The organism is Desulfosporosinus youngiae DSM 17734 (assembly GCF_000244895.1).
GTDB classification, from domain to species: Bacteria; Bacillota; Desulfitobacteriia; order Desulfitobacteriales; family Desulfitobacteriaceae; genus Desulfosporosinus; species Desulfosporosinus youngiae.
Map to the genome: position 1 here is coordinate 3735634 of NZ_CM001441.1, position 20409 is coordinate 3756042.

Sequence of the window (20409 nt, forward strand, 5' to 3'; positions counted from 1 at the left end):
AGTAACGTTGATCTATAACTTGTCTTATGAAGCGTTAATTGCTTTCAAATAAAAAGAGATGCCACACTTTATCGTAATGTGGCATCTCTTTAACACTGTTGATCGCTGCAACTATTAAAGAAAACTTGGCTAGCGTGCGAAGACACTGTCTTCGCGCGTATTAGCCATCTTGCAGCATCATCTGATGGTGCTGCGTAGCGGCATGGGGGTCTGCCCTGAAAAACACCCCAAAACCATTCAAAGAATCTGTAGACCACAAAGTCAGGCAGCTTCTCCCACAGGAGTGAACTCATCGCATGGAGAGGCGATAAAAGCCCACAAACCGGTGCGGGGAAACGTAGCCACGGGTTCACATCAGGTATTACCCGGAGGTTTGGCACGAAAGTGTCCGGTGGACAGTTTCGCCGAAGCGGCTATCTCCAAAGAATACTTATCCGCTGAAGGTAGTCCCGCGCCGGTGAGTGGGCGAGCCTCGGAGTGCTGAGTGACGAAGACACTGTCTTCGCACGAGTTAGCTTTCTTGCAGGATGTGGGAGAAGCTGCCCGACCCAAAGGGCCTATTTTCATTCATCAGTGGTGGTGCCGCACAGCGTCATAGGAGTCTGATAGTACAAAAAGCAGCTGACAGCCTTGATTCTTTATTCGCTGGCCTTGCCTTTATTCCAATAACGCTTTTTCTCTTTCAACGGATAGAACCTTATTGACGGACGGGTTAAGCGGATTTCCGCAAAGCCGGGAACTTCGGCAACAGTTCCGTTTCGGACTCCTTCACTCAGATCCGCGATTTTTAACGCCCCGGTGTGACAGGCATTGACACAGGCCGGACTGAGACCTTTCTCCAGCCTGGAGACACAAAGGTTGCACTTACTGACCTTGTGGGTTTCAGGATCATATTGAGGGGCTTTAAAGGGGCAGGCATTGACACATGTCCGGCAGCCGTCACAGCGGTCGCTGTCAATCACAACGATGCCGTCCCTCCGTTTGCTGTAAGCCCGGTTGGGGCAAACCCGAAAACATTCCGGGCTTTCACAATGGTTGCAGGATAAGGAAAGGTAAGACTCCGGTGAGTTAGGGCTGACGCTGCGCCAGCGCACCCGGACCGGGGTTTGGTTTTCACTCTTGCAGGCCAGTTCGCAGGCTTTGCACCCTACACAGCGATTGATATCCAATAAAAACCCATATTGCTTAGGCATGTGCTTCCCCCCTGCTTTTCTCGATATTGACGAAAACATCGTAAAAAGCCAGCCCTGTGTTTCCTGTACTCTTGACTCCCATATCCGTAAAAAGCGCTGGAATCAGGGAATTGATCGGCTTTCCCCCGCCTTGATAGGCCATGACGACATTAACCGGGAGTGTGGGATTGAGCCGGGCCCGTAAAAGACCGGAACCGGTTTCATTATAAACTGAAACCCAATCTCCTTCAGTTATTCCTCTGGAGCCGGCCGTCCGGGGGTGGATTTCAATTGAGTTGCTTTCCTCATCCGGGTTCAATGAGTCCAGGGTCGAATACTGGGAATGAATCCGGTTCAGGTGCTGAGGGGTCAGGAGCCGGAGGGGGTACTCCCCTGGCGCGGATAAGCTTTTGTAGCGCGGCAAGGCCGGGAAGTTCTTTGCTTTTCCTTCTTTTGTATAGAGAGAAAACTTCTTATCCCCGGTCTTAAATACCCGGTCCTGCCAGGGATTTAAGTGCACCGGCAATTTGCGGGGAGCTTTTTTCAAGTCCTGCCAGGAGTCTATCCCCAGCAGCCGGAGAATTTCCGGAGTGAATTCCTGATCCAGCCAGTCTTCAGGACTTAAGTGGCTGGGAAAAGCAGAAAAGCCCGGCGCCAATTCATTCAGCCTGGCAGTCAGCTCGCGGGCGATTTGCAGGTCACTCTTGGCTTCATAGAAAGGAGGAATAGCCGGCTCGTTGATTCCTACCCAGCGATGCCAAAAGCTTGTATTTAAATCGAGCTCTTCAAAATGGCTGGAAGCAGGCAGGACAATATCGGATTTTTCCGCTGTCTGGCTCATAAATAAATCCACAGTCACAACCATTTCCAGCTGGGCAATCAGCTTTTCCCAGTTTTTAACCGCGGGGTCTTGAGAGAGCGGATTGCGGCTGGCAATCCAAAGAAACTTGAGGGGCGGGTCCTGTAATTTTAAGGCTTCCTGGGGAAAATGATTAAAGTTAATTAAGCGGTTGGGAACCGGACCCGCCACTTGACTGATAGTTTGCGCAAAGTTCTGACCGGCCAAATAACAGTAAAAAAGCCCTCCCCCTTTTACCCCGAGGTTTCCGGTCAGGGCTGTCAAGGCATTGACTGCACGTACCGTTTGCCCGCCGTTGGCATGCCGCTGCACACCAAAGCCCACCCAGTTTGCCGCCGGATGATGCCGGGCATAAAGAACCGCTAGCTCCCGGATTCCCGCCGCGTCTATGCCAATCTGCTCTGCAGCAGCCTCCAGGTCGATTTTAGCCATTAAGTAAGCTTCGAAGGGCTCCCAGCCCGAGATGTAGTCCCGAATCGCCGTCTGCTCAAGTTTCTCCTCTTCGTGCAGAATCTTGAGCACAGCTAGAGCCAGCAAGCCATCCGTTCCCGGTTGGATTTGCAGATAGAGATCCGCTTTGGCTGCAGTCGCTGTAAATAAGGGATCAATGACCACGACGGGAACGCCCCGGTCCCTGGCTTTCTCAATGAAATGCAATTGATGCACGGCTGTCCAGGCCGGATTGACTCCCCAGATCACGATCAGTTCAGCCTCTGCCATGCTTTCCGGATCGGGTCCGGTTGCTTCCCCGCAATCATAGACCAGCGCATCACTTCCGGCGGCCAGACATGGATCGCCAATAGCTTTGGTATGGGGACCAAAACTATTAAACATCCCCTCCACCGCCTGATGCAAAAAACCTAAATTGCCGGAAAACTTGTTATAACTTAAGGCCAGATTCGACCCGTAGCGGGTATTGAGTTCAAGTATTTTCTCACTGATCGCTGTCAGTGCTTCATCCCAGCTTATTCTTTGCCATTGCCCGGACCCTCTGGGATATTGCCTTAAGGGGTAGCGCAAACGCCGGGAATGATAAACGTATTCCGGATAGGCATAACCTTTCAGACAAAGCCGGCCTTTGGTATAGCCATGCTGGGGGTCCCCTTCCACCTTGATAAGCCTGCCGTCTTTAACATAGGAAAGCATACCGCAGGTTCCATAACAGTTCCTTGGACAAATATTCCGAAAAACCAGCTCGCCATCGCCGGACATTGTTTCACCCCCTGCTATAGTTTCCTGAGGTATTTTGCCTTGAATGCCGTCATTAAATTTAAGCGAGTTTCAAAATCTTCGAGGTTGATCTGCAAGACTTTTTCGATCCTTTTCAGGCGGTAGCGCAGAGTGTTGGGATGGAGAAACAGATCATTGGCCGTCACCCTTGAATCACATTGATTCTGAAAATATTGTTCCAAGGTAGCCATCAGGTTATTTCCTTGCTCCCGGTCAAAACTCTCCAGTGGTCCTAAGGTTTCCCAATAGAATTCCTTCAATTCCTGACGGTCATGATTATAGAGAATCCTGGCCAGGCCCAGATCGCTGAAGAAGGGGATTTCCCCTTTGATCTCCATCAGCCGGCCCAGTTCCAAAGCAATCTTGGCCTCCTGAAAACTGCGGAAGATATCTTTGACGGATTCATAAACCCGGCCTACGCCAACATTTAAGGTTCGTTTGCTGGAGCGTTCCCGGGCGCTCTTTTGGATTTTCTCCACAAACTCTCTGGCGTTAGCAATGTTCCTCTGTTCCATATCTCCGGGAAGAAGGGCTATGATCTGACCTTTCATCTTCATGATGATGGGGTTTTCCAGTTCCTGCTGCAGGATCGTCTCCACGATTGCGTAGATTCCCTCCAGCAAATGGCTGTCCGCAGAAAAATCCTGATAATCCTCCAATTCAAAAACAATCACGCCATAGGGCCGGTTGAGATCCCAGCCCCAGATCTCCCCGCGGCTCATAATATCCCGGACAGATTCAATATTGCTGTACAATAGATCATAGATAAAGGCATCCTTATACTCTCTCTGAGCCTGGATCACATAATTCTGTTTTATCAGCTCCAAGGCACACAGAGGCGCTGCCTGCTGAGCGATCTCCAAAACCCCCGCATCTTCGGTCAAAATATAGAGAAACCCAACCAGCCTGCTGTTCTGGCCGGTTATTCTTAAATAAACGGCCGGCCGCTTCTCATCATCCAGGATCAAAGTGCAATGAGGGACATTGGGGTCAAGCTCACAGTGGAACAACAAATTTCCTTCGAGTATGGCCAGGGCTTGGGCGGCACCCAACACCCGGTCATTCCGGTCAGTGATGATGACCGGACGTTCCAGCCTGCCGGACAACTGCTGGGCCAAACCGTGAAAACTTCGCCCGGCCAGCAGTTCATCCATTAAGAGCTTGTTTAATTTGAGAATCTCTTCTGGATTCACCGTACTTCACATCCGTATCCGCTTATGGCTTTCTTTATATCATTATACCCGCAAAACCGTAATTTTCCACGTGCCTAAAGGAGAGAAAAATGCTGCCATAAATCCGGCTCCAATTTGAAAAACCGGCTGTTTTGGGATTAACTAATCTAGATTAGTAAGATCTCAAAACAGCCGGTTTTTGAATCACCCGCAGCTATATTAAATTGCGGTATTCTCTTCTTCCATCCACAATGGCATAGATAATAACTATTTCTCTTCTTTTAATTTATAAAACTCAGATGCCTCTCAACAATACTAACTCTATACCCCTGCTTTTTCAGAATTAAATACCTTGGTAAAAACAGCATAAATTCTTATAGCTTAGAAATGGGATCATTCTTTTCCCTATCAATTAATTTTACCGCTTCTTCAGCAGCCTCCAGCAGAGTTTCCGGAAGTGAGGGGTGGGCGTGAATTGTGTCTGCAATATCGTTAACCGCAGCTCCCAAATTAATGGCCAATGCTGCCTCAGAGATCAGGCTTGTGGCCTGGGCCCCAAGGATATGCACACCCAGTATTTTGCCGCTGACTGCCTCGGCAACGATTTTAACTAATCCTTTATTTTCTCCCATGGCCAGAGCTTTACCGCTCCCGGTGAATTGAGACTTTCCGATAACAATCTTCAGGCCCCGGCTGACAGCCTGTTCTTCGCTAAGACCTACGCTGGCCAATTCCGGCGAGGTATAAATACAACTGGGTACAACCTTATAATTCATGTGTTTTTGGCCGCCCATAGCATTTACTGCCGCCACTGTCCCTTCGGCGGAGGCGACATGGGCCAGCAAAATTCCCCCTGTTACGTCCCCTATGGCATAAATGCCGGGAATATTTGTTTCCATTTTGGAATTAACTGCGATCTTCCCCTTTTCCACCGTGACGCCTATTTCCGGCAAACCCAAACCTTCATATTCCGGACGCCGGCCGACTGCTACCAACACTTTATCCGTCTGAATCTCTTTAAGCCCTTTAGGAGTCTCCACGTTAACCAGTAAACCCTCTGCCGATTTTTGAATTCCGGCCACCTTAGATTCCGTTAAAACAACGATCTTCTCCCGTGCCATTAACTGTTTTAAAGCATCGCTGACCTCTCTGTCCGCAAAGGGTAAGATTCTGTCCATTGCTTCAACTAAGGTGACCTGCGCTCCAAGTTTCCGGTAGATGCTAGCGAATTCAACACCGATTGCTCCCCCGCCAATGATTAAGAGTTTTTCTGGAATGCTTGTTAACATTAAGGCCTGGTCGCTGTTCATAATCCAATGTCCGTCCGGCTCCAGGCCCGGTATTGCAGCGGGCCTGGAGCCGGTGGCTATAATAATGTTTCGCGTTTTCAGAACAATTTGTTCGGAGGGGGTCGTTACGGTTACTTCATCGACTCCGGTAACTTTCCCTTCCCCCCTGAAAACTGTGATGTTATGACTCTTCATAAGAAATTCAACACCGGTATTGAGACGTTTAATAATCCCCTGTTTCCGGTTGAGGATCTTTTCCGGAGACACCTTTACTTCGCTGATATCCACGCCAAAATCTTTGGCCTTTTTAACGCTTTCCAGTACTTCAGTGGACTTCAGCAAGGTTTTGGTGGGGATACAGCCCAGATTCAAGCAGGTCCCCCCTAAAGCGCTTCTTTCCACAACCGCTGCCTTGCCACCCAGAGCACTGGCTTTGGCAGCGGCCGTATATCCTCCGGGTCCACCGCCGATGACAATAACATCAAATCCTCCGTTTTGCATATAAAACTTTGTCCTCCTTGATCTTAACTATTTTCGTTAAAGAATTAAGCTGGCAACGCATTGAACCATTGCCAGCTTACCCCTCGTACACTTAAAACAACGGGCATTTACAGTTGCTTACAAATCCATTTGAACTTCAAGCTGCTTGTTCGGCAGCGGCCGTCTCTGATGTTATGGGAACAATAAAGACCATCACATTCACAAAAATTGCCGTTACAATCAAGAAGAGATTTAAGCCAATCAAGCCTTTCTGGAAGAGCCAGTTAAATTGGGTTAAGGCTGTAATTACAAAGATAACCATGGCTGCTGCGGATACAATCCCTAACGTCTTTCTGCCGGAGGACTGATCGAATTTGAATTTCCACTGTCCGGCTTTCTCTGTCATGGAAACCAGTACCATGAGTAAGATATTAAAGGTCATACCAATAAACACCGGATGTATATTATAGAAAAACTTAACGGGGTCCCAACCACCCAAAGCATACCAGGCTAATCCGGAAATAAATCCGCCGACCAGGGCAGCTATCGCCCCGCGGCGCGTTGCCAACGGCCAAACCAGGGCCACAATCACCGGGGCGAAGGTCGAGCCGTTCCGCAAGGTCCAGGCCAGAACATTCCACCAGGAAGCGTTTTCACTTCTCATCAGGCCTAATAAGATCATCTCAAGGGTTAGGGCGGCTAAAGCATATTTCGTGTAAGTGACTTTGCGTTGATCACTTAAGGACGGGTTAATGGCACCCATTACGTCACGTCCAAGACTTGTTGCCCCGGAAAACTGGCAGGGGGCACCCCAGCCCAGGGCCGCGGCCCAAATTCCCAGGAAGAACACCCCTACCAATGGGGCAGGCAGCACTTGAGCCAAATATTGAGGTATGGCAATCATCCCCCGGGCTCCGCCGGGTACCACAATAGCGGCTGACAAACCAAATAATACACCGAAAACAATGAAAAAGGCATTTGCCCCAAAAGCCATCAGCAAGCCTTTTCTGCCCTCCTCAGGAGTACGGCAGGATAAAGCCATCTGAAAGGCTGCCTGAGCTACAAACACATTGATCAAAAAGGTAGCAAACCAGGCAATGATCACCTGCAAGCCGGCATTGGTTGCGGAAAACATGGCGGGTTGGGCGGCTGCTAATTGAGCTAACCCGCCAAGACCCGGTTCGATGAAGAAGGCAATACAGCCCACGATAAACATGGCTGCGAAAGCTAAGCTATTCGCTGTTTGAGTAACAACAATGGACCACATTCCACCTGATTGCAGGAAAATCAGCAGGGTTATACTTGTAATGGCAATGGAAACAGGCAGGGATAAGGAGGTATAAACGTGAAGGCCCGATGCAAAAGCAAGGGCGGTCGCCACGGACCACATGGGAAAGGTAAAGGCAGTAATCGCACCGCTCACACCCAGGGCCAGACGCCCGAATTTATCCCCGATTAAACCGGAAACCGTCACCATTTTCAGTCTGCGCAAATTAGCAATTAACAATAGCGCAATGATTAAGACGTGAACCATTTCCGCTACACCATACCAGGCCGCCGAAATACCTACTTTATAGGATAATTCCAAAACTGAAATAAACGACGATCCCGAAAATAAGCCCGTAATGCATACGAAGACCATCCAGGGTTTAAAGCTGCGTCCTCCGACCCAAAAGCTGTCGCCGCCGCCGGATTCCGCTTTCTTTTTGGCATATCTGCTCAGGACTATAAGGACAGCGGTATAGGTCAGCCATAATCCCACAATCCACGCTCCGAATGAATTCATTAGCGCTCCTCCTTCATGTTACCTAATCAAGACTTCCTATTCCCTAATGAATAGAACTAAGCTTCGTAGGGATGGACCGTACCATTAATTTCTATGGAATAGGTAATTTCTGCAACTTCTTTAATCATATTCGACGCTGAACAATAAACCTGTTCAGCCATTTGCAAAGCTTTATTCACCTTTTCTACGGGGATATTCTCCCCGCTTAACCGATAGACAACCTGAATATCGCTGAACACCTTGGGATGCTCTTCTGCTCTATTGCCGCTGACTTCAATGTCTAAGCGGTCGTAGACGACTCTCATTTTATTGAGAATGTGACCCAGCTCGATACCTGTGCACCCACCCAGGGACATCAGCATTAGTTCCATCGGCCTTATACCTTCATTTTTACCGCCATAAATTGAGGAAGCATCCATAGGCACCTTAAATCCACTTTCATCTGTCCCTACAAATTTCATATTTCCTTCCCAGGTAATGTTTACTTTCGACATAACTAATCTCTCCTTTTTATGAATTACTTCGCTGCCCTATTCAGATGACTTTAACCCTCACCACCTTCATAAGCACTCAATATCCTTGTCCTTGTGATTACAATTGCAAGGGCCATGCCATATTAGCCAGGCTATAGAAATTTTATATAAGACCTATTAGAAAAGTTGGCCGGCACAGGCTACTGCCCTGGCTGCACACTTCAGAAGGCGGCACTGGAAAACTATCCTTACCTTTAAAAAGAAAAAACGCGGTGTCTTAATGCACCACGTAATAATCATCTCTCTATGTCTTGAGAAAAATACTCTCTGCAACAAGGCTTTTTCGTCCCGTTCCATTTTTGCACCGCGTTTTCCATTTTTGCACCGCTTCTTAGTCAGCGTAAGTTATACCTAATGCTCTAGCCTTCCTCAATAACGTAGAATGGGCTACTCCTAAGACCTCTCCGGCACGACGCAGGCTGTTATATTCCTTTAAAGCCTTAATAATCAACTCCGTCTCCACAATATCCCTGGCCTCTTTTAACGGGACAATCTGATCAACCGTTACCCGGAGAGGAGTTGAGGGCTGATTGACAGAGAACTCCTCGGGCAACTGGTCCGGGAAGATGGCATCCTGTTCGGACATGATGACCAGACGTTCCACCAAATTAGCCAGTTCTCTGATGTTTCCGGGCCAATTATACTCTTCAAGGAGTTTATAGACCTCGTAGGAAAAATACTTTCGCATCTTATACCGTTCATTAACCTTATTCAAGAAATGCTTAGCCAAGGGTAAAATATCACTTTTCCGTTCCCGCAGCGCAGGAACTTTAATGGAAACCACATTAAGACGGTAGAACAGATCTTCGCGAAACTTCCTTTCTTTAACTAATTCCTCTAAATTCTTATTGGTGGCTGAGAGAATACGAATGTTAAGCTTAATAGGTACACGGCCGCCGATACGGTATATCTCCTGCTCTTGGATTGCCCGCAATAATTTCACCTGAAGATTCAGGGGCATATCCCCAACCTCATCCAGCAATAACGTACCTCCGTTGGCCAGTTCCATCATCCCGGGCTTGCCTTCTTTATTAGCCCCTGTAAAGGATCCTCTCTCATAGCCGAACAACTCGGATTCCAGAAGATTCTCCGGTATCGCTCCGCTGTTTATTTGTATAAACGGCCCCTCTGCCCGGGGACTGTTTTGATGAATAGTTTTAGCTATTACTTCCTTCCCTACTCCCGATTCCCCTACAATCAGCACCGTCGAGTCCACACCCGATACCCGCAAGGCTTCGTTGACAACCCTCTCCATAGCGGCACTATGATAAATAAGATCTTTCTGTTCTTTTACCCTAAGTGATTTCAGCTCATGAGAGTATTGCTCAGTCTGAAGTTTCAATTGATTGAGTTCGGTTAAATCACGAATGCTGATAACTACCCGAACAAGCTCGTCCAGTTCATCAAAGACAGGACTTCCCGTAATAACTAACTCAGTTAAATGTTTGCCTTTATACCGCTCAAACGTCACCTTGCCCTTTGCCATCACACGCTGATACACCTGGATAAGAGCTTCCCGACAGACTATGGTTAGCTGCTCGATGGGTCCTCCCATGGGGTCGTGGTCAGAACCTTGTACTCTGAAAAAGCTCTTATTGACCATTTGCACTGAGCCTTGACTATCAACGACTATGATCCCATCATAAGATGCTTCAATAACGCTTCTTAGTTCCTTGTTAATCTCATGGGCTTCAGCCAGTCTGTCCTCAGAGTTCATTAGAGCCCCGTGGACCTTATTGATTAGATCAATGCGGGTTAATACCCCTGTAAGCTTCTGCTCGTTATTATAAATCAGCAGCCGGTCCATGGTTTGTTCCCTGATATCATGGAAAGCCGTATTTTCGTCAATTATTTGTAAATGTCTCTCCATGATCTGGTCAACAGTGGTTGCAAAGGTTGCCCCATCTTCAATTGCCTCAAGTAAGCGAAAGACTGTTAGAATTCCCACAACGGTATTCTGGTCATCCACAATCGGAGCACAGTTAACATTGGTTTGCCTGTAAAGATGACAGGCATCCCTTATAGTTTGGCTATAATGCAAAGTCCGAGGGTTCTCTAACATTATTTGCTTAACTTTCATGATGTCTCCTCCAAATGCAAAATCCGACAATCTTCATTATTATAATACCCAATCCCGCCCAAGGCAAAAACTAACGCCTATAAAGAAAACCCGGCTTCGCCGAGCCTTAAACGCATACTCACAAATGAGGCGAAACCGTTGGTTGCCCTTATGCTTAGACGAAGACACTGTCTTCGCACGGGTTAGACCTTCTTGCAGTATAATAACGTAAGTTTTATACTTTCTAATAGTATTAAAAATGCCCTGTGACCTTATATCACAGGGCCCCTTAGAGTTTGCTAACTGGAGAGGCCGGCTAAATATTCTTCTTTGGTCATCAGTTCATCGAGTTCCTTGGGGTTTTCCAGTCGGATTTCCGCAATCCAGGCTTCTCCCTCAGGGTCAGCGTTTAACCTTTCCGGAGCATCCGCCAGTTCTTCCTTAATCGCCAATACTTCCCCGGATACAGGACAATAAATTTCAGATGAAGACTTGACAGATTCAACTCTTGCTATTACTTCTCCAGCCGCAAATTGATCATTTACCGCCGGCAGTTCTACAAAGACGATATCCCCTAATTGCTTGGCAGCAAATTCTGTTATCCCCAGATAAGCTTTCTCACCCTTTAACTCAACCCATTGATGTTCTCTGCTATACATTTTCATAACCCTAGCTCTTCCCTTCTTGATAAATTAATTTCTGTCGCAATTACTGCTAATGCAATTATCATTCCAAGAGCTAGCATTTCAGCGGACAACTTTATAATTAATAGCAAAAATTATAGTTTCCGAGCCGGCAACCGCTGTTGCACTGTATCAGCCGTAAAGTATGCCATACTGTACCGTTCACCTAGATTTTCCCGGTTGTAATAAGCTCCGGCAAAATCGCCGTATTGATCATAAAGCTGAAGCAAATCTCGCCAACATTAGGAATCAGGCTGAACATGACAGCTGCGTTTTTATTCTGGTAGGATGATTTACTGACGATTAGTACCTACTGTTTAGCATAAGCTTGCACAATCGATTTCACTATAGTCTCGATAATCCCTTGCGATTCCGTCGAAGCAATCTCAAATCTTAAACCACCACTCATTTGAAACACAGCTGCCGGCAGACGATCCTTATAATTTTTACGCAGTTTAACGTCAATTCCGTCAATTCGTTTCGTATCAAAGGTTGAGTCCGGCGTTGACACTGGAGCGAACCAGGGGTGATCTCCTTGGATCATCTGGACATTAATGAAAGGTGTTGCCGTGCCTTGCGTATTCGTATAGTATAACGAAAAGTTCTCTGACTTTTTGTCCCCTTGAATATAGATCATGGAATTTTGCATATCAAATTTGTAGCCCTGGGGAATGACCACCTCCCCTGCTTGGAGAGTCTTAAAGCTTAACCCATCTGTAGCCGAAGTGCCTCCTTTTCCTATATAAATGTCTGAAGGCGGATTTTTAGCCGGAACTGCTATACTGGCACAGATTTTCTTTAACTCCTCGATGGAAATGCCCCCGCCGATTATATTGTTGACGGTATACTCCACACCATCTTTTGTAAATCGAATAAAGGCATCACCAATCTCTCTGACGTATAATGTTGCCGGCAAATCACCTATTTGGATTTGGGTTTTTGTAGAGTAATCCGAAATATTAGGCTCTATCCCCTTGGAGGGCCCTTCTGAGATTGTAAATGCTGCGTGGCTGCCATAGGCAGCTAAGTACCCTACACCGGAAGTGTTGTCAGGAGGCATGTTTTGGCTGCAGCTGATCTGAGAAGAGGTAAGCTCGTAGCCCGCAGTGTAGCTGGGAAGCAAAGGGGTGAAGGGCAGATATTGCCGGTAATTAAAGCCTCCCTCAGGTACAGAAGAAGATTGATCAGACTGAGTTATAGTCTCACCCGCTTGGCCATTTGTCACGGCAGACACTTTGCCAACCGTACCGGAAGTGCTCACCTTAGCATTGGTCAAAGTAACCCATACCAGAACAGCTACGACTGGAATAACCAATAAAGCCCACTTTAAAGGTACTTTACGAAAATCTTTTATCATTTTGATTCTTCTCCTTATCTGTGACTGTGTACCCAACAAACTTGCCACACTGACAATTCCTGATACTTTCAAGTTGCTCTCCGCTAGCTTGAGCAGCGTAAGGGCATATTCCTCAGGGGTGCCAATTCCCATCTTTTCGATAGTCAAATAATCGCAGGCAATTTCCTGATCTTCCCGTAATTTTAGCAATGAGTACCAGAGCAGAGGGTTAAACCAATGGAGTATAAGCAACCCCTGGGTTAGCCAGTTTACCAATAGGTCCTTAGACTTGAAGTGAAAATGTCTCCTCCCTTTTACGTTTACTTTTGTAATCATCATTACACTTGTAATTTTAATTGTCAATCTCCTTTTTAAGCGGTCAAGTTGTGGAAAGTACTGGCCTTAGTATTACGCCAAATACAATTAGTAATAATATCACCTCTAAGTGAAATAAGAATTTTTTTACCACTGTTATCGTCAAACTGCAGACCGAACAGGATTAAAGGAAGCGACGTTTCTTGGCTCTTAAAGTAGTAATACCCACTTAATTCCTTTTTGGTTATTTTCGATTCCATCTCATCCATTTTTCTCATAATTAAGCCTCCGTAATGTCAAAAGCATTTTACATTTTGTTTCTTACACTTGCCGTCTGTTAACTGTCTTATCCGGTAATTTATATCTGCTTCCTTATGCACCCTACCCATTTACAGAAGGGATTTCTTTAAGCTCAGGAACAACTGTGCCGTCCAATTACTTGGTGAGATTGCCAACTCCCGCTGCAGGAGTTGGACGTAACGCTCATAATGCCGAATAAGGGAGGGCAGGTCGTTCTGCGCAGCATAAACTTGCATCAGAAAGCAGTGGGACTCTTCATCCAGCTCGTTTTTAGTCACGAGCTTTTTAAAGACTTGCAGTGCTAAGGCTAAATTCTGATTCTCAAAAAGGTACCGGCCCAGCTTTTTAGCAAAGCTGGAATAGATATCCCACAATCTCTCTTTTTCAGCTAAAGACCATTGGTAATCCTTATCCCCAAAAAGTTCTCCGGCAAACAAATTAACTGTCTTGATTGCTTCTTGGAGATTAGCCTCGGTCATACTCTGCAAGGTACGCACGTTGTTTTCGAACTCGATGAAATCAATATAGAAATCCTTTATTTCCATGACATAGCTCTCATTGGAGACCACAATGGCCGATCGTTTTCCATATTGCTCTAATACTTTTCGTAACTTATAGATGGTTGTATTAAGGTAGGTTTCCGCATTCTGGGGTGACATGCCATGAAAAACATCCTCTATAATTCTCCACTTTGAGGTCAGTCTTTCCCGATGGATTAAAAGATAGGCAAATAACTCCTGTCCTTTGGATGAATTAATAAGCACAAAATCGTCGTTGGTATTTCTAATATCCATTCCACCTAAACAATAGACAGATAGAACCTTGGAATGTTCAACTGTGTTCCTTGATGAACTCTCTGAAGCTTTGCGGTGTAGGGCGCGGCTTACCGTCCTTTCAAGCCTTTCCAGTTGGATCGGCTTGAGGATATAGTCAAATGCCTGTACTTCAAAGGCCTCCACGGCATAATCTTTATAGGCTGTCAAAAAAGCCACATAGAGGCCCGGGAATTCTGCCAAGCTTCTCCATGCAAAATCAAGTCCGCTTTCCCCTGGCATTTTGATGTCCACAAAGGCCAGATCCACAGAGTTATGCTTAAGAAAATGATAAGCATCTCCGGCACTCAGGAATTCGCCTACGACTTCCACCCTGGGGATCTTGGCCAGCATTTTGTTCAGAATAAATAACATCGGTTGATCATCATCGATAAGAATTGCCTTCATTCTTCACCCCCTGCAAGAATTGATTTACCGGATGTTGAGAGGGAAAAACTAAAGGTGCTTCCTTTTCCCAATTCACTTTCAACCCATATCTCCCCACCGTGACTATGCACGAATTCTTTACAGAGCTTAAGTCCCAGTCCTGAGCTCTTTTTTCCTTCCGTTCCCCGGGTCGATAGGGCAGAATCCTTAAATAGGGCTCTTAAACTTGCTGTGTCCATCCCTATTCCGGTATCAGTGACTGAAACAATCACGTCGGTTGCGGATGAGTGTGCCTGAATGGAGATTGTCCCGCCTTTGGCCGTAAATTTTATCGCGTTGTCCAGGAGATTGCGCAGAACAAATTCGATCAACTCCCTGTCTGCATAGACATTCAGATTGGCTTTGATCCTGTTTTTAACCTTTATCCCCTTCCATTCCGCTTGCTTGGCATAAAGCTTGAGGGCTTTTTGGGTGTTTACATATAAGTTGATCAGGGAAGGGTTTAGACTTACCCTCTCCTTCTGTTTTTGAAACCACTTCAACACATTTTCGACCATGGCATAGGTATATTTCAGCTGTTCTGACACTGTCGTTAAAAGGTTGTGATAGTCAGGGTCATGCTCCTTTTCCTCCATCAATTCCATCAGACTTACCAGAGTTGCGATGGGGTTGCGGATATCATGGGTAACCGCCTGAATAAGCTGATCCTTTGTCATATTGAGCTCTATCAGATTCTGTGTCACCTGAGCCTGTCTTTTGCGAAGGATTTGATCCGTTATATCCTGGGTAAAGAATATAGCATAGGTGACGTTTCCTTCTTTATCATAAATAGGCGTTCCGTTAAACAATAAATGGGTCTCACCAGCTACCCTCTTCATCACAAAGTGACATTGGGATATTTTTTCTCCGCTGAGCACTTTTATCTCCGGGATATCACAATAGTCCATTTCTATTCCGCCAGCAGAAAAATACAATCCTTTTCGAAAGGCCGAGCCAATCGTAAGGTCGGCAGCTGCTTCGACAAATTGGGCTTTGACGGCTTCGGTATAAAACAAGTATTTGCCGTTGCGATCCACAATGGATAACAGCGCCAGGTCTGATATCGTGCTGAAAACCATCGCCATTTGCTGTTTAAGCAGAGTCAACTCATTTTTAACCAGTTCTCCCGTCCTTTCTGAACCAGAGTCCTCCTGTCCCCGGATTCTTTCCTTCGTAATATCCGTAAGCAGCGAAACCGTTCCCCTTTTCCGGAAATTATATTCTTGAAGAGGATACACTTTTACCCTGAAGAATCTAGCTTTTCCCCAAGCCCAAACATCAATCTCAAATTCATCCTCATGCCCATTTTTACAGGCCGCTTGCCATTGGGGCCAGACAGAGAGCACCTGCGCAATGTTCTTGCCGATGACATTGCGCTTCACACCGATAATATCGTAGATAAACCTGTCTACGGCAACATTATGATCGATGACTCGGCCCTGTCCATCAACAATAATTATCCCTTCCTGAATCGCATCAATTGCTGATACTCTTGCCAGCTGATAAAACTTCACTGAAACAAACCCCTAATCTAATTTTGGAATCCATCACTCAAATCAGTCTGACTTTATCGAAAATGTGCAGTTTACAACGATGTCTGCACTTTATCCTAGCATCACACTTGGGTTTTGCATAGCCATGAGAAATCAACGACTCATGGCTTTGCTTTTTTGGGGAAGCTTTGCCAAAGATTTCTTCCGAATTTCATTTTTGCTAACAATAGCAAGCGGGTTGTCAGAATTCTGTCAGATCGCTATAGTATTATGTTTACGAAAAAGTCCGTTAATTGTCTATTAATGCAAATATATGTAAATCTATTGTTGATTTTAGAAACTTTGAGGAAAAGCTATGCTTTCCCTGGAAAGGCGTGGAAATATACGGAATGTATTACTTTGCTTTCAACAAATCATTGGAACCAATGTTATTTGCCGATCCCAACACAGGAAGGATTTTCGATGTCAATCAAGCCTTTCTGGATCTGCTGGGTTATTCCAAGGATGAATTCATCGTTAAAACAGTGTTTGAGCTGGGATTATTGCCAGAGGAAGATAGCCGGTTCCTATCGATTAAAACCAAGAACGGCTCCTTAAAATCCGGGATGGCTTCAGCCAATAAATTATTGCATAACGAAAAAACGATGTGCCTTATGGTTTTTCAGGAACAAATCGCGAACGGCCACTTTACCCTTGAAGAAATGCTGACGCAAATCATTAGCCTTATCTCCAAAATCAGCGAATTTCGGGATCCCTATACTTCCGGACACCAAAAAAGGACGCAACAACTAGCTTGCGCCATTGCCTCGGAGATGAAGCTTTCAGGAGAAGGGATCAATAATCTTTCCATGGCTGCTGCAATTCATGATATCGGAAAAATATATATCAGCACCGATATTTTGAACAAACCGGGGGTGCTGACCCAACTTGAGTATCAAATGCTCCAAACCCATGTGGAAGTTGGTAATGAAATTATTAAAGACTTCAAACTGCCTTGGAAAATCCCCAAAATCATCAGCCAGCACCACGAGCGCTTGGATGGCTCAGGCTATCCCAAGGGCCTGACCGCCTCACAGATCTTTCTTGAAAGTAAAATCCTCGCTGTGGCAGATGTTGTCGAAGCTATGAATTCACACCGCCCTTACAGGCCGGCCCTTGGGATAGAGGCTGCCCTTGATGAAATCTGCAATTTTAAAGGTGAAAAATATGATTCTGAAGTCGTTGAGCATTGCGTGAGACTTTTTAAAGAGAAAGACTTTAACTTTAGTTTCAGCAGTTGACCATCTGCCGCTTAAAAAGCACGCAATGGCAATTCGCTTTTTATGATTTTAACAGCAAAGGAGGGATACCACACATGCAGGTCGTCGTATTTAAACTTAATGATCAGGAGTTCGCTTTCCACATCCAATCGGTAAAAGAAATCATAAAACTAACAGCCATAACCCATGTTCCCAATGCCCAAGAGTTTGTACAAGGAATTATCAATCTTAGAGGAATGGTTACACCGATTATTAACTTATCAGAGAAATTTGGCTTTAAGGAGAAGCCCATTACCGGGCATTCCCGAATCATTATTCTTAACATTTTCGAAAATACGGTTGGGGTTATGGTCGATAGCGTCACTGAAGTCTTGATGTTCAAGGATGAAGATATACTAGCCCCTGGTGATGAACCGCTGGTCGTTGAAACGTTCATTGATGGAATTGGAATGCTGGCCGATCGATTGCTTATTATCTTGAAGCCCGAGGAGATCCTGGGTGGAATACCTCAAAGCGCTTGAGGCTTGATTTCTTGACTTATCTCAACTCGTATTGAACACAGAATTACCTTTAGATGAATTCCGGAAGGGAGAAACATAATGAAAGCTTTACGCAATCTCAGGGTAGGAGCCAAAATAATTGCTCTTGTGATGTTAATGGCAGCCTTTCTTTCCGTGGTGGGTTACACTGGATATTACAATAATCTGAAGTCCAATGATACTATTAGTACATTGTACAACGACAAACTCAGATCCATATCTTTGCTTAAAGAAGCCCGAGCAACTAACCGCAATATTCAAGGCATCTCTTATCGGTTACTGACAGCCCCTCTCACTCAAACTGAATACCTCGATCTGAAAAACGAGATGGACGGTTTAATTACTCAATTCAATGAAAGCTGGACCAATTACAAGCAGGCTAATCCAGATACTTATGAACAGGATATGTTCCCAACCTTTGAGTCAGAGTTGGAACAATATCGGACTGAGCGAGAAAAGGCGCTGGCCATTGCCTCAGCAGGGAATGAGGAGGAAGGATTCAGGTATTTTACAAGCGAAGTCACCCCCCATATGGAGAAGCTTAACTCCATCCTGCTGGAAATATCCGATTACAACGATCGGACATCCAAAGAGATGATGGATCGGGCCAATGAAGATTTTAAAAGCTCTACTCGGGCCACTATCATCGTCTTAGCCGGCGCAGTAGTGTTGGCAATCGCCGTTGGCACGTTCATAGGCAGACTTATTTCAGTACCGTTAAATAAAGTCGTGGCCAATGTCAATGAGATCGCCCGGGGCAATCTTACCATTGAAGCGGTTAAGCTGAACACGAAGGATGAAATCGGGATTTTGGCCCAAGCGGTAAACCAAATGACTGCTAATCTTAAAGACCTGATCAAACATGTCAGTGTCTCGGCTGAACAAGTGGCTTCTTCCTCAGAAGAACTCTCGGCAAGCTCTGAGCAGCAGGCACTTGCCACAAGCCAGGTTGCTACAGCCATTGCTGATGTAGCTGCTGGAACGGAAAAACAATCCATCGCCATTGACGAAACTTCTATGGCCATTGAACAGATATCTGCAGCGATTCAGCAAGTGGCCGCCACCAGCAGCGAGGTGGCCGAACAAGCCAGCAATACTTCCCTGGCGGCCCAAGATGGTCAGAAGGTCATTGACCAAGCCATAAAACAAATGAATAGAATTGGTCATGCTACAGACGTCACTCAAGGCGTCGTTGACAAACTAGCGCAGGGCTCCAGAATGATTGGCGAGATAACGGATGTGATATCCGACATTGCCTCTCAGACTAATTTACTGGCGCTTAATGCCGCAATCGAGGCCGCCCGTGCCGGCGAGCAGGGCCGCGGTTTTGCAGTTGTTGCTGAAGAAGTAAGAAAGCTGGCCGAACAATCCTCCAAGGCGGCAAACCAAATTGCGGAGTTAATCAACGAAAATCAAGTCAATATCAATAACGCCGTAACCGCCATGCAGGCTGGAAACCAGGATGTGAAGCATGGCATCGATATGGTCTCTTCTGTCGGTGTGACTTTTGAGGAAATTGCCGGCTCAATCAACCAATCCGTCAACAGCATCCAGGAAGTATCCGCCAGTGTCGAGGAAATGGCCAGCGGAAGTCAACAGATCGTTAATGCCATCAACCAGATTGACACGATCAGCAAACAAAATCTTAGCCAAAGCCAGACCGTTTCAGCGGCCACTGAAGAACAAAGTGCTTCAGTAGAACAGATCTCTGCTTCCAGTCAGGGCTTAGCGAAAATGGCCCAGGATCTTCAGCTTGCTGTGAGCAAGTTCAGCGTCTAGGCAAAAAACCAAATCAGGCACTCTATGTTTTCGACGTAGGGTGCCTTTACAATCTCCTAATCTAAAATAAAACGTTCGTAAGCAATCTTTTTTCCTGAAGCTGTTTTAAAGTTTTCTTCTATGCATTTTTTTAGTTTCTGTTGTTCCTTTTGTTTATCTATAACTGTTAAATTTTCCAGCAAATCTGCTTCCCATTGTATTTGAAAATCAAGACCATCAATTTTGGAAGGAGTATGATGGTTACCAATAATATAACAAATTCTTTCTATATCCTTTGAATCCAATTCTTCTTTTTCCAATATTCTTCTTGCAACCGCCGGACCTTCTTTTTCTTGATAAACGCCCTCTATTGAACCATATTTACGTTGGGCCTCTACTGCACCGATATCGTGAAGTATGGCCGCTATTGATATTAATTCCCTTGCTTTGTCACTGACATTTTCTCCAGCCATTATTTCTTCAGCATTTTTAAGCACTTTAAGCGTATGTTCAATTCCAAAAGGAATTTCTTTAAAGATCTCTTTCATTTGCTGTATTACTTGATCCATGACATTACCTCATCTTTCGATATAGTTCTAGAGAATAACTGGGTCTGAGGTTAATTCATTGAGCCAACATAGCCCCGATCAAAGATATTAAGGGCGTCAGATCTCCTTATAGTTAGAGATTTGGGCAAGAACTACCCTAACTCTAATTATAAGGATTTTTTTATTGTTTTTACAGGAATAATCAGTAAGACAGCCAGGAAAATAACAAGAGACGGCAACTGGCAGATAAACTGTACCCTGTAGAGTAGCCACTTGAACGGGGCCTGGTTTTCACGTGAATTGATGGTATCTTTATGCGGCTGATTTTACCTTTATACTATCTTAATGTTAAAGCGGCTA

The 20409-nt window shown here is 45.6% G+C and carries 17 protein-coding genes; 4 read left to right on the plus strand and 13 right to left on the minus strand.

Annotated features, from left to right (window positions below; genetic code table 11):
• Positions 1 to 184 precede the first annotated feature (184 nt).
• Positions 185 to 484 (plus strand): hypothetical protein, encoded by a 300-nt coding sequence (locus DESYODRAFT_RS28330; protein ID WP_169315901.1) that lies wholly within the window; start codon positions 185 to 187, stop codon positions 482 to 484.
• A 154-nt stretch (positions 485 to 638) separates the two neighbouring features.
• Here DESYODRAFT_RS28330 and DESYODRAFT_RS17460 read toward each other — a convergent pair whose 3' ends face one another.
• From DESYODRAFT_RS17460 to DESYODRAFT_RS17515, 12 genes are all read right to left on the minus strand, one after another.
• Positions 639 to 1193: a 4Fe-4S dicluster domain-containing protein gene (locus DESYODRAFT_RS17460; protein WP_007785101.1), complete on the minus strand. Its 555-nt coding sequence runs from the start codon at positions 1191 to 1193 to the stop codon at positions 639 to 641.
• On the minus strand, positions 1186 to 3243 hold the full coding sequence (locus DESYODRAFT_RS17465) for a molybdopterin-dependent oxidoreductase (RefSeq protein ID WP_007785103.1): 2058 nt from the start codon (positions 3241 to 3243) through the stop codon (positions 1186 to 1188). The genes DESYODRAFT_RS17460 and DESYODRAFT_RS17465 overlap by 8 nt, the downstream gene beginning before the upstream one ends.
• A 14-nt stretch (positions 3244 to 3257) precedes the next feature.
• Positions 3258 to 4454, minus strand: a complete 1197-nt coding sequence (locus DESYODRAFT_RS17470) for a PucR family transcriptional regulator (protein WP_007785106.1) — start codon at positions 4452 to 4454, stop codon at positions 3258 to 3260.
• Between the two features lie 353 nt (positions 4455 to 4807).
• Positions 4808 to 6223, minus strand: coding sequence for a dihydrolipoyl dehydrogenase (lpdA, locus tag DESYODRAFT_RS17475; protein ID WP_007785107.1), 1416 nt, complete (start codon positions 6221 to 6223; stop codon positions 4808 to 4810).
• Between the two features lie 136 nt (positions 6224 to 6359).
• On the minus strand, positions 6360 to 7988 hold the full coding sequence (locus DESYODRAFT_RS17480; protein WP_007785109.1) for a sodium:solute symporter family protein: 1629 nt from the start codon (positions 7986 to 7988) through the stop codon (positions 6360 to 6362).
• Between the two features lie 56 nt (positions 7989 to 8044).
• Positions 8045 to 8482: an OsmC family protein gene (locus tag DESYODRAFT_RS17485; protein WP_007785110.1), complete on the minus strand. Its 438-nt coding sequence runs from the start codon at positions 8480 to 8482 to the stop codon at positions 8045 to 8047.
• A 370-nt stretch (positions 8483 to 8852) separates the two neighbouring features.
• Positions 8853 to 10601 carry a sigma-54-dependent Fis family transcriptional regulator gene (locus DESYODRAFT_RS17490; RefSeq protein ID WP_007785111.1) on the minus strand — a complete coding sequence of 583 codons (1749 nt, stop codon included), beginning with the start codon at positions 10599 to 10601 and terminating at the stop codon, positions 8853 to 8855.
• A gap of 278 nt (positions 10602 to 10879) precedes the next feature.
• Entirely contained in the window at positions 10880 to 11245 is a 366-nt protein-coding gene (gene gcvH, locus DESYODRAFT_RS17495) for a glycine cleavage system protein GcvH (RefSeq protein WP_007785112.1), read from the minus strand.
• A gap of 328 nt (positions 11246 to 11573) precedes the next feature.
• Positions 11574 to 12962, minus strand: a complete 1389-nt coding sequence (locus DESYODRAFT_RS17500; protein WP_169315927.1) for a M56 family metallopeptidase — start codon at positions 12960 to 12962, stop codon at positions 11574 to 11576.
• 8 nt (positions 12963 to 12970) lie between these two features.
• Positions 12971 to 13192, minus strand: a complete 222-nt coding sequence (locus tag DESYODRAFT_RS17505; protein WP_007785115.1) for a hypothetical protein — start codon at positions 13190 to 13192, stop codon at positions 12971 to 12973.
• 111 nt (positions 13193 to 13303) lie between these two features.
• Positions 13304 to 14434, minus strand: a complete 1131-nt coding sequence (locus DESYODRAFT_RS17510) for a response regulator (RefSeq protein ID WP_007785117.1) — start codon at positions 14432 to 14434, stop codon at positions 13304 to 13306.
• On the minus strand, positions 14431 to 15966 hold the full coding sequence (locus tag DESYODRAFT_RS17515; RefSeq protein WP_007785118.1) for a sensor histidine kinase: 1536 nt from the start codon (positions 15964 to 15966) through the stop codon (positions 14431 to 14433). Before DESYODRAFT_RS17515 ends, DESYODRAFT_RS17510 begins: the two co-directional genes overlap by 4 nt.
• A 368-nt stretch (positions 15967 to 16334) precedes the next feature.
• Here DESYODRAFT_RS17515 and DESYODRAFT_RS17520 point away from each other — a divergent pair, with 368 nt between their 5' ends.
• The 3 genes from DESYODRAFT_RS17520 (at position 16335) to DESYODRAFT_RS17530 (ending at position 19522) form a co-directional block, all read left to right on the plus strand.
• The gene (locus DESYODRAFT_RS17520) at positions 16335 to 17225 is read left to right on the plus strand and encodes an HD-GYP domain-containing protein (RefSeq protein WP_242833476.1); all 891 of its coding nucleotides are present in this window, start codon (positions 16335 to 16337) and stop codon (positions 17223 to 17225) included.
• Between the two features lie 74 nt (positions 17226 to 17299).
• Complete coding sequence (locus tag DESYODRAFT_RS17525; protein WP_007785123.1) at positions 17300 to 17725, plus strand: chemotaxis protein CheW; 426 nt, start codon at positions 17300 to 17302, stop codon at positions 17723 to 17725.
• 78 nt (positions 17726 to 17803) lie between these two features.
• Positions 17804 to 19522 carry a methyl-accepting chemotaxis protein gene (locus tag DESYODRAFT_RS17530; RefSeq protein WP_007785124.1) on the plus strand — a complete coding sequence of 573 codons (1719 nt, stop codon included), beginning with the start codon at positions 17804 to 17806 and terminating at the stop codon, positions 19520 to 19522.
• 56 nt (positions 19523 to 19578) lie between these two features.
• On the opposite strand, the gene DESYODRAFT_RS17535 is transcribed toward DESYODRAFT_RS17530, so the two are convergent.
• Complete coding sequence (locus DESYODRAFT_RS17535) at positions 19579 to 20070, minus strand: HD domain-containing protein (RefSeq protein WP_007785126.1); 492 nt, start codon at positions 20068 to 20070, stop codon at positions 19579 to 19581.
• Positions 20071 to 20409 lie beyond the last annotated feature (339 nt).

Coding starts and splice junctions, on each gene's coding strand:
- DESYODRAFT_RS28330 (WP_169315901.1), top strand. CDS start 185: ATGGTGCTGCGTAGCGGCATGGGGGTCTGCCCTGAAAAACACCCCAAA.
- DESYODRAFT_RS17460 (WP_007785101.1), bottom strand. CDS start 1,193: ATGCCTAAGCAATATGGGTTTTTATTGGATATCAATCGCTGTGTAGGG.
- DESYODRAFT_RS17465 (WP_007785103.1), bottom strand. CDS start 3,243: ATGTCCGGCGATGGCGAGCTGGTTTTTCGGAATATTTGTCCAAGGAAC.
- lpdA (WP_007785107.1), bottom strand. CDS start 6,223: ATGCAAAACGGAGGATTTGATGTTATTGTCATCGGCGGTGGACCCGGA.
- DESYODRAFT_RS17480 (WP_007785109.1), bottom strand. CDS start 7,988: ATGAATTCATTCGGAGCGTGGATTGTGGGATTATGGCTGACCTATACC.
- DESYODRAFT_RS17485 (WP_007785110.1), bottom strand. CDS start 8,482: ATGTCGAAAGTAAACATTACCTGGGAAGGAAATATGAAATTTGTAGGG.
- DESYODRAFT_RS17490 (WP_007785111.1), bottom strand. CDS start 10,601: ATGAAAGTTAAGCAAATAATGTTAGAGAACCCTCGGACTTTGCATTAT.
- gcvH (WP_007785112.1), bottom strand. CDS start 11,245: ATGAAAATGTATAGCAGAGAACATCAATGGGTTGAGTTAAAGGGTGAG.
- DESYODRAFT_RS17505 (WP_007785115.1), bottom strand. CDS start 13,192: ATGAGAAAAATGGATGAGATGGAATCGAAAATAACCAAAAAGGAATTA.
- DESYODRAFT_RS17510 (WP_007785117.1), bottom strand. CDS start 14,434: ATGAAGGCAATTCTTATCGATGATGATCAACCGATGTTATTTATTCTG.
- DESYODRAFT_RS17520 (WP_242833476.1), top strand. CDS start 16,335: ATGTATTACTTTGCTTTCAACAAATCATTGGAACCAATGTTATTTGCC.
- DESYODRAFT_RS17525 (WP_007785123.1), top strand. CDS start 17,300: ATGCAGGTCGTCGTATTTAAACTTAATGATCAGGAGTTCGCTTTCCAC.
- DESYODRAFT_RS17530 (WP_007785124.1), top strand. CDS start 17,804: ATGAAAGCTTTACGCAATCTCAGGGTAGGAGCCAAAATAATTGCTCTT.
- DESYODRAFT_RS17535 (WP_007785126.1), bottom strand. CDS start 20,070: ATGGATCAAGTAATACAGCAAATGAAAGAGATCTTTAAAGAAATTCCT.